Source organism: Ilumatobacter sp., from assembly GCF_030065885.1.
Lineage (GTDB): Bacteria > Actinomycetota > Acidimicrobiia > Acidimicrobiales > Ilumatobacteraceae > Ilumatobacter.
Window position 1 is genome coordinate 1 of record NZ_JASJCS010000129.1, and the last position, 14,602, is coordinate 14,602.

Below are 14,602 nucleotides of genomic sequence, written 5' to 3' on the forward strand. Positions count from 1 at the left end.
TTGACCACCGTGCCCGAGTTCGGCGCGTGCACGAGCTGCCCGTTGCCGAGGTAGATGCCGACGTGGCTGATCGGCGAGTAGTAGAAGAGCAGGTCGCCGGGCGCAGGCGGCTGCGACTCCTCGTATCCCGTCGGGTGCCGCCCAGCCCGGCGACCTGCTCTTCTACTACTCGCCGATCAGCCACGTCGGCATCTACCTCGGCAACGGGCAGCTCGTGCACGCGCCGAACTCGGGCACGGTGGTCAAGATCGCGACGGTGCGCTGGAACAAGGTCACCGCGGTCGGCCGACCTGGCTAGTCGATCGGGCTGCGCACGGGCTCGGGCCAATAGCCCTCGCCTGCCGGAGCTCGGCTGCTCGCTTCGCTGCGCTCCTCGCCTCCCCACCACGTCCGGCGCGGTCGACAGTTGCGAGATGACTGGCTTCGCCTGCCGTGCTCGCATCTCCGCTTCGCTCCGACGGCTCGCCCACCTCCGCTGGAGCACGCGCTCGATCGGCGGCGGTCGAGTCCGAGCCACCACGTCCGCCGAAGCGGTGTTGCTCGCTGGCCGATCATCGCCGGACGCCGATCGCGGGCTTCCGGGGTGAGTGGGGGCGCCGCTACGGTCGCTGCGTGGCGATCGATCACGAACGGGTCAGCGGGTGGCTGCGTGACCACGTCGACCGCGCCGAGCCACCCTTCTCGTTCGACCTCATCGTCGGGGGCCGGTCGAACCTGACCTATCGGGTCACCGGTGCCGACGGCCACCGCTTCGTCCTGCGCCGACCGCCGACCGGCCACGTGCTCGCCACGGCCCATGACATGGCGCGCGAGCATCGCATCATCACGGCGGTCGGGCGGACCGACGTGCCGGTTCCCCGCACACTCGGTCTGTGCACCGACGAGGGTGTCAACGGCGCACCGTTCTACGTGATGGAGTTCGTCGACGGCGAGGTGCTCGACAGCGCCGAGAAGGCCGAGGCGATGTCGCCCGACCGACGGCGGTCGGCGAGCGAGCACCTGGTCGAGGTCCTCGCCATGCTCCACGCGGCCGACGTCGACGAGATCGGGCTCGGTGACCTCGCCCGCCGTCAGGGCTACATCGAGCGTCAGATCAAACGGTGGAGCACGCAGTGGGCCAACTCGAAGACGCGCGAGTTGGCGGCCATCGACGACGTCGCCGCCCATCTCGCTGCCAACGTGCCCGAGCAGCAGGGGGTCGTGGTCGCGCACGGCGACTACCGGTTCGGGAATTGCCTGACCGACGCCGCCGAGGGCCGGATCGCGGCGGTCCTGGACTGGGAGCTGTGCACGCTGGGCGACCCGCTCGCCGACCTCGGGTACCTCGGGGTCTACTGGGCCAAGCCGGGCGGCGAGGCGCGCCACAACGATCCCACCGGCGCCGAGGGGTTCCTGACGTTCGCCGAGGTCGTCGATCGCTATGCGGCGCTGACCGGGCGAGACGTCGGCCGGATCGGCTACTACGTCGCGTTCTCCTCGTGGCGGCTCGCGGTCATCAGCGAGGGCGTCTATGCCCGCTACATCAACGGTGCGATGGGGGACCAGCCCGATCCCGAGGCGATCGCCCTGTTCCGGAGCTCGACGGAGGATCTCGCCACCGCCGCTCTCGACGCGCTGCGGAGCACGGCGTGACCGACCTGCTCGACGGGTGGACGGCGGCGTCGTTCACGGCGGCCGGCTACACGCGGGAGACGTATCGACGCGGTTCCGGCCCGGTCGTCGTCGTGATTCACGAGGTGCCCGGCATCACCCCGAACGTCATCCGGTTCGCCGACGAGGTGGTCGAGCGCGGGTTCACGGTCGTGATGCCCGATCTGGTCGGCACGCCGGGCAAGGAGTTCACCCAGGGCTACGCGGCGATCTCGCTGCTCAAGGTGTGCGTGGCGCGCGAGTTCACGACGTGGGCGCTGAACCGCACGTCGCCGATCATCGCCTGGTTGCGGGCTCTTGCGAAGGCTGCGCACGCCGAGGTCGGTGGGCCGGGCGTCGGCGCGGTCGGCATGTGCTTCAGCGGTGGATTCGCGCTCGGCATGATGGTCGACGATGTCACGCTGGCGCCGGTGCTGTCGCAGCCCTCGTTGCCGCTGCCGTTCGGCCGGTCCGAGCGACGCGGCGACGTCAACCTGTCGCCCGACGACGTCGAGACCGTCGTACGGCGTGCCCAGCACGGCTGCCAGGTGCTCGGGTTGCGCTACACCGACGACATCGCGGTCGGCACTCGCTTCGACACGTTGCGCGAGATGCTGGGCGATTCGTTCATCGCCGTCGAACTGCCGAGCGTGCACCAGCGAGACCACTCGGTCCTCACCGAGCAGCGCCACGATCCGACGGTGGAACGGGTGCTCGACTTCCTCGCCGAGAAGCTCCTCTCGACACACTGACCATACCCCGGTAGGGTATTGATATGGCGCAGCCCGGCTACCACGACGACAAGGCCGCCGTCCTCGCCCGCCTCAAGCGGGTCGAGGGCCAGGTTCGCGGTCTGCAGCGGATGGTCGACGACGACGTCTACTGCATCGACGTGCTCACCCAGGTCTCGGCGGCCACGAAGGCGCTCCAGAGCGTCGCCGTCCAGCTCCTCGACGACCACCTCCGCCACTGCGTCGCTCACGCCGTCCAATCCGACGATGCCATCGAGTCCGATCGCATCATCACCGAAGCCAGCCGTGCGATCGAGCGTCTGGTCAAGTCCTGAGGTGCCACGATGACCGACACCCTCACCTTCAGCGTTCCCGGCATGACCTGCGGTCACTGCGAGGCGGCCGTCAAGCACGAGGTCGGCGCGCTCGCCGGGGTGACCGGCGTCACGGTCGACCTCGAGAGCAAGGTGGTCACCGTCGAGGGCACGGCGCTCGACCCGTCTGCAATCGTCGAGGCGATCGATGAAGCCGGCTTCGACGCCACCTGAGTGGCGAGTTGTGTCAGACACAACTCGCGACGTGGTGGGGGTCGACCTCGACGTCACGGGGATGACGTGCGCCGCGTGTGCGGCGCGCATCGAGCGCAAGCTCAACAAGCTCGACGGCGTCACCGCCACCGTCAACTACGCGACCGAGAAGGCGCACGTGCGCGTCGCCGACGATGCCGCCGCTGCGCACGATCTGATCGCCACGATCGAGGCGACCGGGTACGGCGCACACCTCCCGTCGCCGGGTGTCGACGAGCCGGACCGGCTCGGGTTCCTGCGCCGTCGGCTGATCGTGGCGGTGGCGCTCGGCGTGCCGGTCCTCCTGTTGTCCATGGTGCCGCCGCTGCAGTTCGACGGCTGGCAGTGGGTCGCACTCGCCCTGGCCACGCCGGTGGCGACGTGGGCGGCGTGGCCGTTCCATCGTGCGATGGCGCTCAACCTGCGCCACGGCCAGGCCACGATGGACACCCTCATCTCGGTCGGGGTGACCGCGGCGTACCTCTGGTCGCTGTGGGCGCTCCTGTTCACGCCGGCCGGCGAGATCGGGATGGAGATGTCGATGTCGCTCGACATCGGCCCTGCCGGCGGCGAACACCACATCTACCTCGAGGTCGCCTCCACCGTGGTGGCGTTCATCCTCGCCGGCCGGTACTTCGAGGCGCGGGCGAAGCGGCGCGCCGGCGACGCGCTGCGGTCGCTGCTCGACCTCGGGGCGAAGGACGTCGCAGTCCTCCAGCCCGACGGCAGCGAGCGGCGCCTCCCGATCGACGAGCTGGTCGTCGGCGACCGGTTCGTGGTCCGTCCCGGCGAGAAGATCGCGACCGACGGCCGCGTCGTCGACGGGCGATCGGCGGTCGATCGCTCGCTCGTGACGGGTGAGAGCGTTCCCGTCGAGGTCGGCGCAGGCGATGCCGTCATCGGTGCGACCGTGAACGCTCACGGGCGACTCGTCGTCGAGGCCGTACGGGTCGGTGCCGACACGCAGCTGGCGCAGATGGCGCAGCTCGTCGAGGAGGCGCAGTCCGGGAAGGCGCCGGTCCAGCGGCTCGCCGATCGCGTGGCCGGTGTGTTCGTGCCCGTCGTCATCGCGCTCGCGATCGGGACGCTCGTCGGCTGGCTGGTCGTCACGGGTGAGTCGCAGCGCTCGTTCAGCGCTGCCGTCTCCGTGCTGATCATCGCCTGCCCGTGTGCGCTCGGACTGGCCACACCCACCGCCCTCCTCGTCGGCACCGGTCGTGGCGCCCAGCTCGGCATCCTGATCAAGGGCCCCGAGATCCTCGAGTCGACGCGCCGGGTCGACACGATCGTGCTCGACAAGACGGGCACGGTCACGACCGGCGTGATGACGCTCGTCGATGTCCAGCCGACGGGCGGCGCGAGCCGCGACGAGGTGCTCACGCTCGCCGCCGCACTCGAGTCGGGCAGTGAGCACCCGATCGCCCGTGCGGTCGTCGCCGGAGCCGACGGGCTCGTGCTGCCCCGGGTCGACGGGTTCGAGAACCGGCCCGGGGTGGGCGTCACCGGCACGATCGACGGCGTCGCCCACGAGATCGGCCGGGCCCAGACCGACGTCGAGCGGGGCCCGGGCGCCACGGTGGTCGAGCTACGACGCGATGGGCACGTGCTCGGCCATCTCGCCGTGGCCGACACCGTCAAGGCGACGAGCGCCGACGCGGTCGTCGGATTCCGGCGGCTCGGGCTCGAGCCCGTACTGCTCACCGGCGACCACCAGGCGACCGCCGACGCGATCGCTGCCGAGGTCGGCATCGCCGAGGTGCGCGCCGACGTGATGCCCGCCGACAAGGTGGCCACCGTCGCCGCGCTCCAGGCCGATGGCAAGGTCGTGGCGATGGTCGGCGACGGGGTGAACGACGCTGCCGCGCTCGCGCAGGCCGACCTCGGGATCGCCATGGGGAGCGGCACCGACGTCGCGATCGAGGCGAGCGACCTCACGCTCGTGCGCGACGACCTGCGCTCGGCGGGTGATGCGATCCACCTCTCGCGGCGCACGCTCGCCACCATCAAGGACAACCTGTTCTGGGCCTTCGGCTACAACGTGCTGGCCATCCCGCTCGCCATGGCCGGCCGTCTCTCGCCGGCGATCGCGGGCGCCGCCATGGCGTTCTCGAGCTTCTTCGTCGTCTCCAACTCCCTCCGCCTCCGCCGCTTCCGGGCCGCTGGACGGACGCTCAGGTAGCCAGCGAGGCCGCCGCGATCGAGCGGGCAGCCCGGTAGTCGGCCTTGCCGTTGGGGGCCCTCGGCACCTCGTCGACGAACACGACCCGCTTGGGTGCCTTGTAGCCCGCCAGCTGGCCCTTCACCGCGGCGATGACGTCCGCTTCGGTCGGTGAGGCGCCGCCGGCGAGCGACGCCACCGCCGTCACGGCCTGGCCGAACCTGTCGTCGTCGATGCCGACGACCAGGCAGTCGACGACGCCGTCGACCCGCTTGACCGCCTCTTCGACCTCTTCGGGGTAGATCTTCTCGCCGCCCGAATTGATCACCTGGCTGCCGCGACCGAGCAGGATCAGCGAACCGTCCGCGGCGACCTGGGCGAGATCGCCGGGGAAGGAGTAGCGCACGCCGTCGATCACGCGGAACGTCCGCGCCGACTTCTCCGGGTCCTTGAAGTAGCCGATCGGCACGAGTCCGCCGGCCGCGACCATGCCGATCTCGTCGGACCCGGGCGTGACCTCGGTGTCGTCCTCCTTGAACACCTTGGTGGTCGGGCTCTGGGTGAAGCGCGCCGTCTCGGTCTTCACGCCCCGCATGGTGACCTGGTTGCCCATCGAGCCCTCGCTCGAGCCGATCGCGTCGTAGAGGATCACCTGGGGGATGCGGTCGAGGAGGGCCTCCTTGACCTCGGTCGTCCACATCACGCCCGACGACATGATCATCTGCAGCTTCGACGTGTCGTAGGGCTCGCCTCGTTCGATCGCCGCGTCGAGCGCCGCGATCAGCGGCTTCGCGAACGAGTCGCCGACGATCGTGTTGTGCGTGGCCCCGTGCCGCTCACTGGCGCGGAACATCTCGTCGGCGTCGAGGCTGCGGCTCGTCAGCGTGATCACGTGGCCGCCCGCGAGATGGTGCATCATCGCGCCGAGCCAGAGCCCGGTGCCGTGCATGAGCGGCGCGCCGGTGATCGACACCGACCCCGTGCCCTGCTCGTGCAGGTCCCGCACGAGGGGCGCGATCGCGTCGGCCGTCTCGGGCACGGGCAGGCCGAGGCCGCCGAAGCCGAGCGTGGCGAAGAAGCCGGTGATCTCGCCGATCGGGTACATCACGCCCTTCGGCATGCCGGTCGTACCGCCCGTGTACAGCATGTACACGTCGGACTCGTCGCGTTCGAGCCTCGCCATCGGCTCGTTCGCGGCGATCACATCGTCGTACCCGACCGCGTCTGCGACGTGGTGGTCGCCTCCGTCGTCGACCTCCATCAGCAACCGGAGCTTCGGCAGCTGCTCGGCGACGCGTGCGACCCGGTCGCCGAGCGACGAGTGGAAGACCAGTGCCTCCGCGTCGGCGTTGTCGAGCAGGTAGCGCAGCTCGTCGTCGAGATAGCGGTAGTTGACGTTGACCGGCACCGCACGCATCTTGAACGCCCCGAACTGGGCCTCGAGGTACTCGTTGCCGTTGTACAGGTACAGGCCGATCTTCGAGTCGGGCCCGAGGCCCGCCGCATCGAACGCGGTGGCGAGGCGTGCGGCGTGCTCGTCGTAGACCCGCCACGTGTGCGTCACGTCGCCGCTCGTCACCGCCGGCGCATCGGGAACGGCATCCGCGATCGATTCCCACACGGTGGCCCAGTGCATCTCCATGCGGTGCGACGATAGGCGGCTCGCCCATGGTGGTCTGCCAGCGGAGTCACCCGGCGGGGCCGGTTCGCGAGACTGGTTTGCGTGCCAGGGTCGCGCGCGTTCGTCGGAGTGTTCCCGCCACCGCCTGTCGTGGCCGAGCTCGATGCGATCGGACGCTGGCCCGGTCCCCGGTGGGTGCCGGCGCAGCAGTTGCACGTCACGCTGCGGTTCCTCGGCGACGACGTCGACGTCGATGCGGTCGAGCGGCAGCTGGTCGAGCGGTTCCGCGGCAGTCGTGCGAGCGTCGCGCTGGGTCCGGCTGTCGAACAGCTCGGGCGGCATGTGATCTGCGTGCCTGCCGGTGGCCTCGACGCGCTCGCAGGGTCGATCGACGAGGCGTTGGACGAGCTCGTCGGGCCTCGGGACCGGCCGTTCGTCGGCCACCTCACGCTGGGCCGGATTCGCCGCGGGGGCGGGCGGCCGTCGCCGATCGGCGAGCCGATCGAGCTGTCGTGGATCGCCCACACGGTGCGCCTGGTCGTGAGCGAGCTGTCGCCGGACGGTGCTCGCTACGTCGACATCGCCGAGCTCCCGCTCGACGGACCGACGACCGCCTGACGCCGTGTGCACGTGAACGGGGACGTATCGGGAAGCGCGCCCCGGGGTCGGCACCGACCTCGCCGGACCCGGCCGAGAGTTCAGCGTGGCCGGTGCTGCGTGCCCTCGCCCCACGTGACGATCAGCATCCGTCCCTCCCCGCGAGCATCGGCGGTGTGCCACGTGCCCGCGGGCACGACGATGTAGTCGGGTGCCGAGACGGCGATCTCGCTCGCCGTCGTGCCGTCGTCGAGGTGGAAGTGCACGGTGCCGGACGTGACGGCGATCAGCTCGTCGCCGGCCGGATGCATCTCCCAGACGCCCCAGTCCGAGCTCATCGTCATGCCGGTGACGAGCCGGCCGCTGTGCAGCTCGGTGCGCTCGCCGATCGTCTCCCAGAAGTCGGGCGTGACGTCGACGAGCGACGTCTCGGGACCGGTGCCGAGGTGGAGGAACGTCGCTGAGGGGTCGTGAGCGGCCGGCATCGCGCTCAGTCCTCGACGTCGGGCTCGACGACGCTGAAGCCCTCCATCTCGGCCTCGATCTGCTCGTGCGTCGGGTGGGCGATCGTGGTCTGCACCATCCACTCGTGACCGAACGGGTCGGCGAAGGAGCAGCTCCGCTCTCCGTACGCCTGGTCCTCGGGGGGACGATGCCCTGTGGCGCCGTGGTCGAGCGCGGTCTGCCACACCGCGTCGACGTCGTCGACGTTGAGGTTGAGCTTGACCGGTGTGCCGCCGACGGTGCGCGGGCTCACGGAGCCATAGTCGGGATACTCGTCGGCGAGCATCAGCATCGATCCCCCGATCAGGAGCTGGCAGTGACCGATCCTGCCGTCGTCGCCGACGTACCGGACGAGCTCGGTCGCGTCGAAGATGTTGCGGTACCAGTCGATCGCAGCGGCGGCGTCGTGGACCGACAGGTACGGCGTGATGCCGGCGAGCTGCGAGCCGTCGCCGGTTGCCTCGGTGGTGGCCCCGGCGGGCTCCGCGCTCTCGGATCGGGTGGTGGATGGGCTGGACATCGTGGTGCTCCTCTCGGGCAGGTCGACGGTCGGGGTCAGGGCGGCGGTGAGTCGGGTGCGCAGATCGTCGGCGAAGCGGCGGTCGGGGGCCGCCGGCTGGTCGTCGTGACGGAGCGACTCGAAGGCGGTCACGTCGTCACCTCCTCGTCGTGCAGCTGTTCGTAGAGCTCGCGGAACGCACGGCGCGCTCGCACGAGCAGTGTCTCGGTCGCATGCACCGTGCGGTCGAGCACCTCGGCGACGCGTGGTACGGGGAGGTCGTCGACGTATCGCAGCGTCAGCGCGGCGCGATGGTGGGCGCCGAGCCGGTCGAGCACGTCACGAGCCGCGAAGCCGTCGAGCTCGGCATCCCACGGATCGTCATCGACCGATGGCTCGTCGACGGCGCGCAGGTTGCGCGCCTCGCGCTCGAGCCGTCGCCAGTGGTCGACCAGCTTGTGGCGGGCGATGCCGACCAGCCAGGCCGTGGTGACCTCGCGGACCGCGTCGCGCCGGATCGACTCGACGGCCGCCATGAACGACTCGGCGGTGAGATCCTCGGCGGTCGTGCGGTTGCGGCACCGGTGGAGCAGGTAGCCGTAGACCTCGGGCAGCGCGCGGTCGTACAGCTCGAGGAGCGCCGAGCCGTGGTCGGCGGTGCTCGTCGGCTGGCTCATACCCCATCATCGTTGCAGCCCGCCGAACTCCGACACCCCGCCCTGACCGGTAGCCGTCGTCGGACCGATCGCGCGCTCGAGTCCGTCCCGCCCTCGGATCGTCGGCCGACGGCGGTGTTCGACGGGGTCGATGTGTCAGGCTCGGGGCGTGGAGGTCACCGACACCCGTCACCGCGAGGTGATCACCGCTGCATGGAACGCGTACGGCGACCGGCGGAGGATCGAGCGCCTCGACGAGCTCAGCGCCATGGTCTCGACCAACCGCGTGTACCGCCTCGTGCTCGACGACGGGTCGACGGTGATCGGCAAGTCGACGAACTACGGATCGTTCTTCCTGTTCGCCGAGGATCACGAACGGCTCCACCAGACGATCGAGCTCCTGGCGGGCGGGCCGTTCGGCCGGTTCCTCGCCCGGATCCTCACGGACGACGGCAAGCCGTACCTGTACTACGACGGCGAGATGTGGGCCGTGTTCTACGAAGAGGCGACCGTCCGCCGGAAGCTGCCGAAGGTGCTCGCCGACGACGATGTGACACAGCTCGGTGGGGAGATCGCCCGGTTCCACAGGGCGTGCTCGAACGTCGCGCGGCTGCTCCCCGCGCCCTCGAAGACGGCCAAGTCCGATGCCGTCAACCTGTACGAGATGCTCGGCTCGCGCAACGCCGCCCAGCACTTCGGCCTCGACCCCAGCCGGCTCGATCTGGTCCGGCGGCACACCCACCGGTTCCTCATGGCCGTGTACGAGACCGGGTACGACTACTGGCCCAAGATGCCGGTGCTGATCGACTGGAACCTCGGCAACTTCTCGGTCGACGCGGTCGACGCGAGCGACGCGGTCGACGCGCGCGAACCCGGCGCACCGCCCGACCGGTCACGGTTCCGCTTGTTCAGCCGCTGGGACTACGACTGGTTCCGCATCGAGTCGCGTCTGCTCGACTTCTACTTCCTCTCCCGGGTGGCGTCCCGAACCGGTGATCGGTCGACGTTCACGTACGGTTCCCACACGCTGCTCGAACCGCGCTTCCGCCGGTTCCTGGCGGCGTATCAGGCGGAGTACCCGCTCTCGGCGGCCGAGCTGCGATTCCTCAAGGAGGCCTACCGCTTCTTCCTGCTCAACTACGTGGTTCGCGAAGGCCGCTACTTCTTCCGCTACGAGTTCTGGCAGCAGCTGCTCCACGACGCCGTCGACGTCCACCTGCCGGCCCTCGACGAGCTCGACCTGTCACCGCTCCTCCACGACATCGTGTAGGTCGCGGACCGGGGCGTCAGCCGCTCGACGAGATCGCGTGCTCGCGACGGGTGGCCAGCCGCTTGATGTTGCCGAGGTGGCGGGCCATCACCAGCGCGCAGATGCCGGCCGAGGCGAGCACCTCCCATGCGTTCTGACGAACCAGGCCGACGCCGACCGGGAGGATGGCGACGATCACGATCGACGCGACCGACGCCTTCTTCGTCAGCCGGGAGATCACGAACCACAGCGCGACGAGCCCAGCGAACACGAACGGTGACAGCACCGCGAAGACACCACCACCGGTCGCGACACCCTTGCCGCCCCGGAATCGTTGCCAGGCCGGGAACACGTGGCCGATCACGGCCACCGCGCCCAGCAGGTAGCCGGCGGCTCGTCCGTCGACCAGCAGCCCGAGTCCGGCTGCGAGCGCCCCTTTCGCAGCATCGAGCACGAACACCCAGACGCCGCGTCGCCATCCGAGCACGCGGGTGATGTTCGAGGCGCCGGGGTTGCCGGATCCGACGCTGCGGATGTCGATGCCGTTGGCGCGGGCCACGAGCATCGCGCTGGGGAACGTGCCGATCAGGTACGCGATCGGCAAGAGGAGCACCCACATGGTCAGCGCCGGCCGAGCCTCACCGGGGTCGGTCGGCGGGAGTGGTCCATCATCGGCACCGGGATCGCGGCCGGGTCGACCTCGGCCAGTGCGAGCTCGCCGTCGCCGCCGACACATTCGGGGTCGGGCCCGTCGAGGGGGAGACCGGTGAAGAACTTCGCCGCCATGCACCCGCCCTGGCAGGCGTCGTACGAGCCACACGACGCACACGCACCCGCCGATTCGGGTTCACGGAGCTCGAGGAACAGGTCGCTCTCGCGCCAGACGCCGGCGAAGCCGCCGGCATGCCTGACGTTGCCGGCCTTGAACCGGTCGTGGATCACGAACGGGCAGGCATAGACGTCGCCGACCGGGTCGATGAGGCACACGACCCGGCCCGCTCCGCAGAGGTTGAGGCCCGGGAGCGGTTGCTCACCGAGGGCGTTGAGGTGGAAGAACGAGTCGCCGGTCAAGACGTCGTCGCCGCGGTCGAGCAGCCACTCGTAGATCTGTCGCTGCTGTGCGTCGGTCGGGCGGAGCTCGTGCCACGAGTCGGCGCCGCGGCCGGATGGTCGCAAGCGCGTGACGCGGAGCTGGGCCCCGAACGAGTCGGCGAGCGCCTTGAACTCGTCGAGTTGGTCCACGTTGTGGCGGGTGACGACGACCGAGATCTTGAACGGTCCGAACCCGGCGTCGCGGAGGTGCTCCATCGCGCGGATCGCGGTGGCGTGCGAACCGTCGCCGCGGACGGCGTCGTTGGTGGCCGCATCGGTGCCGTCGAGGCTGATCTGGACGTCGAGGTAGTCCATCGCCGTGAGGCGGCGCGCCGCCTCGGCGTCGATGTACGCGCCGTTCGTCGAGAACTTCACCCCGATGCCCTGGCCGATCGAGTACTCGACGATCTCGAAGAAGTCGCGGCGGATCATCGGTTCGCCACCGCCGATGTTGACGTAGAAGACCTGGAGGTCGCGCAGCTCGTCGACGACGCGCTTCGCCTCGGCCGTCGTCAGCTCGTGCGGGTCCCGTCGGCCCGACGACGAGAGGCAGTGCACGCACTGCAGGTTGCACGCGTAGGTGAGCTCCCACGTCAGGCAGATGGGCGCATCGAGGCCGCGTTTGAGCTGGTCAACCAGCGCGGTCATCGAGCATCTCCGATTCGATCAGTGTCTGCAGCGCCCGCTCGAACGACCCGCGGCGCTGCGGTGCGATCCGGCAGGCGTCGAGCGTGGCGGCCACGGTTGCATGGTGCTCGAGCTCGGTGACGACGCGCACCACATCGGGATCCTTGAGGAACACCAGCCGCCGGGTGTCGTAGTGATAGGCCAGGGCGCCGAACGGTTCGGGTCGGAGCGCGACCTGGGGGTGCAGTCGTAGCGAGCGCCCGAGCAGGCGGGCGTCCGAGTGCACGTTCACGCCCGAATCAGTACACCCCGCACATGCCGTCGATCGAGATCTCCTCGATCAGCAGCTCCTCGACGATGTCGTCGTCGGCAGCGTCGGCAGCGTCGGTGGTATCCGCCTCGAGGCGGGTGATCTCCTGCTCCATGCGGGCAGCGTACCGTCCCGACGCCTCCGCCGAGGAACGCTCAGGCCGGGCCCGTCGGCTCGGCGGGGTCGCTCGACCCGGGCGGGTCGACCTGCCCGGCCGACTCGGCCGACCGTGACGGGTCGGTGGGCGGCTCGGCCGTGGGCGGCTCGCTCTCGACGTGGTCGAGCGCGCGACGCAGCAACGGGCCGGTGTCGTCGGGGACGCGCAGGTCCTCGACGTGGTCGGTCTCGGCATCGAGCCGTTCGCTCATCTTGCGGCCACTGGTGTCGGTGACCTGGTCCAGCGCCGATTCGAGATCGGTCATCGGCGGCGGCTCGGCGGGCTTCGGCGCAGCGTCGGGTTCGGGTCGACGGCGGTCGCGGGCGAGCAGCGCGCCGATGGCGACCGCCATGATGACGACTGCGATCACCAGCAGGATGACGATCGCCGCGCCCGACATGACGCTGAGCGTAGTCGGAAGGTCACCGAGCGGGGGTCACTGCCGCCACGAACTCGGGGTCCCTGCCCCGCAAGCGGCCGGTGGCGATGCGCACGCCGAGTCGCATCAACATCCAGCCGACGACGACCGTCGCGGCTGCGAACAGGGTGACCAGCCCGACCCGGCCTCGATCGGTCGCCCACAGCAGCAGCAGGGCCACGGGCACGGTGACGAGTGCGAGTCCCGTCAGCACGACGGCGAGCAGCAGTGCGGCGAGCATGCCCTTGCCCGACTCGCCGCCGACGAAGGGGTTGTCGGACTCGGGCACCGCGATCGGCACGAGCGCCGACTGCACGACGGCAGCACCGGTGCCGGCCATCAACGCACCCGCCCCGACGCCGAATCCGGCGACGAGGAACCGGTACTCGCCGGTCAGCACAGCCGCCAGCACCGGACCGATGACAGCGAGCGGAGCCGCGACGATGGCGATGCCGCGCGCCTTGCCGGCGACGAGCGTGCGGGCATCGGCCCCGGCCAGCAGCTCGTGGGTGACGGCGGGCCCGTCGATGCCGAAGCTGTTGCCGGCCATGAACAGCACGGCGAGCTGCACGGCGCCGCCGACGAGCACGGCGCCGCTGCCGACGCCGTCACGCAACAGCGTCGGCACCAGCACCGCAGCCAGACCCACGCCGGCGCCCGTGAACGTCTCGAGCGCGGTCCTCGGTGTGCGGAAGCGGGTGAGGATGCTGCGCCACGCGATGGCGCCCTGGCTGCCCGAGCCGCACGCTCGGCGCGCGAGTCGGCCGATCGCCGTCGCCTGGGCGTCGTTCGTGTCGAGCCCCCCGGCCATGCGGACGGCCATCGTGAGCCGCGTCGCCGACCAGCCGAACGAGATCGCGAGCACCGGGAGCCAGACGGTCCCGGCCGTGAGATGGAGCAGCGACCGCCCGACCGACTCGTCGGCGGTGACGATCGCCCGACCGATCTGCCCCGGCGGCGACCATGCCATCGCGGACGCCAGTCCGGATCGTTCGTCGTCGTCGAGCCCGCGGAGCACCGCCGGCAGGAACTGGAACGCGCCGTAGAACACCAGGCCCGACACCCCGACGACGATCTGGCCGGCGCGGGGGAAGCGGCTCAGCAGCATCGCGAGCAGGTTGGTCGCCGTGCGGGCGACGAGCAGGAGGGCCAGCAACCATGAGAGGACCGCGGCCGCCACGAGGGGGAACGTGGCTGCGTCGCGTGTCATGCCGAGGGCGAGCCCGGCGCCGATGGCCGCGCCGGCGAGGCCGGGCGGGCCGCTCGCCGACGATGCCAGCAGCCCGATCGCCCGGTCGCGATCGGAGAGCGGCTCGGCCGCGATGACCCGCGGGTCGACCGGTTGTGCGACGCCGGCGACGACACCGAAACCCACGACGGCGAGCAGGATGACGGTGCAGAAGACGACCGCGAGCTCGTCGGGTGTGTCGGTCGTACGGCCGGCGGCCAGGATCGCCAGCCCGCCGCCGAACCCGACGATGGCCGACGCGACCGTCGACACGATGGCGCCGACCTGCTCGGCGCCTCCGTGGCGGATCGCGCCACGGAGGAGCCGCCATCGAAGTCGAACGAAGGCGAGTGCGGTCATCAGGCGAGCCAGGCGAGCGCGTCGTGGTCGACCTCGGACGCGCCGACGACGTCGATGAAGGCCTCCTCGAGACGCCGGCCGTTGCGCAGACGTTCGGTCGGCCCGCTGGCGACGACGCGGCCCTGGTGGATGACGGCGACGTGATCGCACAGCCGCTCGACGAGGTCCATCACGTGGCTCGAGAAGACGACGGTGCCGCC

The 14,602-nt window shown here is 70.4% G+C and carries 17 protein-coding genes and 3 pseudogenes; 8 read left to right on the top strand and 12 right to left on the bottom strand.

Annotated features, from left to right (window positions below; all coding sequences use genetic code 11):
* Positions 1 to 146 (bottom strand): annotated as a pseudogene (locus tag QNJ12_RS20410) (NlpC/P60 family protein); the annotation flags it as partial.
* On the opposite strand from QNJ12_RS20410, the pseudogene QNJ12_RS20415 reads away from it, so the two are divergent.
* The 6 genes and pseudogenes from QNJ12_RS20415 to QNJ12_RS20440 form a co-directional block, all read left to right on the top strand.
* A pseudogene (locus QNJ12_RS20415) lies at positions 143 to 298 on the top strand (NlpC/P60 family protein); the annotation flags it as partial. The pseudogenes QNJ12_RS20410 and QNJ12_RS20415 overlap by 4 nt on opposite strands.
* Positions 299 to 612: 314 nt before the next feature.
* Positions 613 to 1,632: a phosphotransferase family protein gene (locus tag QNJ12_RS20420; protein WP_300625506.1), complete on the top strand. Its 1,020-nt coding sequence runs from the start codon at positions 613 to 615 to the stop codon at positions 1,630 to 1,632.
* The gene (locus QNJ12_RS20425) at positions 1,629 to 2,381 is read left to right on the top strand and encodes a dienelactone hydrolase family protein (protein ID WP_300625507.1); all 753 of its coding nucleotides are present in this window, start codon (positions 1,629 to 1,631) and stop codon (positions 2,379 to 2,381) included. Before QNJ12_RS20420 ends, QNJ12_RS20425 begins: the two co-directional genes overlap by 4 nt.
* Positions 2,382 to 2,404: 23 nt before the next feature.
* Positions 2,405 to 2,695, top strand: a complete 291-nt coding sequence (locus QNJ12_RS20430) for a metal-sensitive transcriptional regulator (RefSeq protein WP_300625508.1) — start codon at positions 2,405 to 2,407, stop codon at positions 2,693 to 2,695.
* Positions 2,696 to 2,704: 9 nt separating this feature from the next.
* Positions 2,705 to 2,908 (top strand): heavy-metal-associated domain-containing protein, encoded by a 204-nt coding sequence (locus QNJ12_RS20435; RefSeq protein ID WP_300625509.1) that lies wholly within the window; start codon positions 2,705 to 2,707, stop codon positions 2,906 to 2,908.
* A complete protein-coding gene (locus tag QNJ12_RS20440; RefSeq protein WP_367281824.1) occupies positions 2,883 to 5,105 on the top strand; it encodes a heavy metal translocating P-type ATPase in 2,223 nt (740 codons plus the stop codon). The genes QNJ12_RS20435 and QNJ12_RS20440 overlap by 26 nt, the downstream gene beginning before the upstream one ends.
* On the opposite strand, the gene QNJ12_RS20445 is transcribed toward QNJ12_RS20440, so the two are convergent.
* Entirely contained in the window at positions 5,098 to 6,726 is a 1,629-nt protein-coding gene (locus QNJ12_RS20445) for an AMP-binding protein (RefSeq protein ID WP_300625511.1), read from the bottom strand. The two genes, QNJ12_RS20440 and QNJ12_RS20445, sit on opposite strands and share 8 nt — an antisense overlap.
* Before the next feature lie 81 nt (positions 6,727 to 6,807).
* Between QNJ12_RS20445 and QNJ12_RS20450 the strand changes: the two genes are divergently transcribed.
* The gene (locus tag QNJ12_RS20450; protein WP_300625512.1) at positions 6,808 to 7,323 is read left to right on the top strand and encodes a 2'-5' RNA ligase family protein; all 516 of its coding nucleotides are present in this window, start codon (positions 6,808 to 6,810) and stop codon (positions 7,321 to 7,323) included.
* Between the two features lie 80 nt (positions 7,324 to 7,403).
* Here QNJ12_RS20450 and QNJ12_RS20455 read toward each other — a convergent pair whose 3' ends face one another.
* The 3 genes from QNJ12_RS20455 to QNJ12_RS20465 are packed head-to-tail and all read right to left on the bottom strand — an operon-like array spanning position 7,404 to position 8,982.
* A complete protein-coding gene (locus QNJ12_RS20455) occupies positions 7,404 to 7,787 on the bottom strand; it encodes a cupin domain-containing protein (RefSeq protein WP_300625513.1) in 384 nt (127 codons plus the stop codon).
* Between the two features lie 5 nt (positions 7,788 to 7,792).
* Positions 7,793 to 8,458: a VOC family protein gene (locus tag QNJ12_RS20460; protein WP_300625514.1), complete on the bottom strand. Its 666-nt coding sequence runs from the start codon at positions 8,456 to 8,458 to the stop codon at positions 7,793 to 7,795.
* The gene (locus tag QNJ12_RS20465) at positions 8,455 to 8,982 is read right to left on the bottom strand and encodes an RNA polymerase sigma factor (protein ID WP_300625515.1); all 528 of its coding nucleotides are present in this window, start codon (positions 8,980 to 8,982) and stop codon (positions 8,455 to 8,457) included. The genes QNJ12_RS20460 and QNJ12_RS20465 overlap by 4 nt, the downstream gene beginning before the upstream one ends.
* 148 nt (positions 8,983 to 9,130) lie before the next feature.
* On the opposite strand from QNJ12_RS20465, the gene QNJ12_RS20470 reads away from it, so the two are divergent.
* Positions 9,131 to 10,231, top strand: a complete 1,101-nt coding sequence (locus tag QNJ12_RS20470; protein ID WP_300625516.1) for a hypothetical protein — start codon at positions 9,131 to 9,133, stop codon at positions 10,229 to 10,231.
* Positions 10,232 to 10,247: 16 nt separating this feature from the next.
* On the opposite strand, the gene plsY is transcribed toward QNJ12_RS20470, so the two are convergent.
* The 7 genes and pseudogenes from plsY to QNJ12_RS20505 all read right to left on the bottom strand — a co-directional run.
* Positions 10,248 to 10,829, bottom strand: coding sequence for a glycerol-3-phosphate 1-O-acyltransferase PlsY (gene plsY, locus QNJ12_RS20475; RefSeq protein WP_300625517.1), 582 nt, complete (start codon positions 10,827 to 10,829; stop codon positions 10,248 to 10,250).
* A 2-nt stretch (positions 10,830 to 10,831) separates the two neighbouring features.
* Positions 10,832 to 11,950, bottom strand: a complete 1,119-nt coding sequence (mftC, locus tag QNJ12_RS20480; RefSeq protein ID WP_300625518.1) for a mycofactocin radical SAM maturase — start codon at positions 11,948 to 11,950, stop codon at positions 10,832 to 10,834.
* Positions 11,934 to 12,221: a mycofactocin biosynthesis chaperone MftB gene (gene mftB, locus QNJ12_RS20485; protein WP_300625519.1), complete on the bottom strand. Its 288-nt coding sequence runs from the start codon at positions 12,219 to 12,221 to the stop codon at positions 11,934 to 11,936. Before mftB ends, mftC begins: the two co-directional genes overlap by 17 nt.
* A gap of 7 nt (positions 12,222 to 12,228) precedes the next feature.
* Complete coding sequence (mftA, locus tag QNJ12_RS20490) at positions 12,229 to 12,354, bottom strand: mycofactocin precursor MftA (protein ID WP_300625520.1); 126 nt, start codon at positions 12,352 to 12,354, stop codon at positions 12,229 to 12,231.
* Between the two features lie 40 nt (positions 12,355 to 12,394).
* Complete coding sequence (locus QNJ12_RS20495; protein ID WP_300625521.1) at positions 12,395 to 12,796, bottom strand: hypothetical protein; 402 nt, start codon at positions 12,794 to 12,796, stop codon at positions 12,395 to 12,397.
* A gap of 22 nt (positions 12,797 to 12,818) precedes the next feature.
* Complete coding sequence (locus tag QNJ12_RS20500) at positions 12,819 to 14,402, bottom strand: hypothetical protein (RefSeq protein WP_300625522.1); 1,584 nt, start codon at positions 14,400 to 14,402, stop codon at positions 12,819 to 12,821.
* Positions 14,402 to 14,602, bottom strand: a pseudogene (locus tag QNJ12_RS20505) (ABC transporter ATP-binding protein); the annotation flags it as partial. The pseudogene QNJ12_RS20505 and the gene QNJ12_RS20500, both read right to left, overlap by 1 nt.